The organism is Microvirga arabica (assembly GCF_016811235.1).
GTDB classification, from domain to species: Bacteria; Pseudomonadota; Alphaproteobacteria; order Rhizobiales; family Beijerinckiaceae; genus Microvirga; species Microvirga arabica.
The window spans coordinates 1-711 of the sequence record NZ_JAFBID010000225.1; the positions used below are offsets into that span (position 1 = coordinate 1).

The 711-nt window shown below is 64.8% G+C and carries 2 protein-coding genes; both read right to left on the reverse strand.

Annotated features, from left to right (window positions below):
- Window positions 1-236 (reverse strand): helix-turn-helix domain-containing protein (locus JQC81_RS32610; protein ID WP_203275890.1); only part of this gene is annotated, 236 nt, incomplete at its 3' end.
- 5 nt (window positions 237-241) lie between these two features.
- Entirely contained in the window at window positions 242-526 is a 285-nt protein-coding gene (locus JQC81_RS32615; protein ID WP_203275891.1) for a helix-turn-helix domain-containing protein, read from the reverse strand.
- Window positions 527-711: the final 185 nt, after the last annotated feature.

Here is a 711-nt window from a genome sequence, read left to right on the forward strand (position 1 = left end):
GCCCTCTTGCAACGCACGGCCGGTCCATAGATTTTAAAAACCGCAACCGCGGCCTCGCTTTTGGCATGATGGCGCGGGCGCGCGGACAGCTTACGGAAGTTCAGGGCCCGCAGCTCACGGCTGAGCGTCTGCTTGGAGATCCGGATCCGGTACTCGTCCCAGAGCCACTGCATCAGGTCAGCCAGGCGCCAGCGCACCACTCCGTGGACGGCCGGGATCGGGCCGGCCTCGATCATCTCGCTCAGGCGCAGACGATGCTCGTCGCTGAGGATCGAGGGCTGTCCCGGCGCCTTGCCGTGCCGTCCAGGAGCCCATCAGGTCCATGGGCATCGAAGCGCAGCACCCAGTCACGCACGGTCTGCAGGCTAACTCCGCCGATCTCAGCCGCCTGGCTGCGCGGGCCGCCCTCGTAGATCACCGCCAGGGCCAGCAAGCGGCGGGTCTGCGGGGCATCCTTGCTGCGGCGGGCCAGCTGGCGCAGGCAAACGGCATCGTAATCAGGCCGGAGGGCGACGGGAATGGACATGGCAAACCTCCTCGCTTGCCATGTTGAATCACATCTCAGGCGCTTTGAGGCTGCGACGAGTCGCTCTCACCAGGACGTGGTATAACGGCTCAGTTTGGCACGTCTGAGACCTAAGTGCCCGTTTGAGAATTGCTACGGGTGAGCGATGCGGCGGAGCATGAGACTGCTCATGGCCACCCCGATCA

Excerpts from the sequence above, each read along its gene's own strand:
- JQC81_RS32615 (WP_203275891.1), bottom strand. The coding sequence starts at position 526 with ATGTCCATTCCCGTCGCCCTCCGGCCTGATTACGATGCCGTTTGCCTG.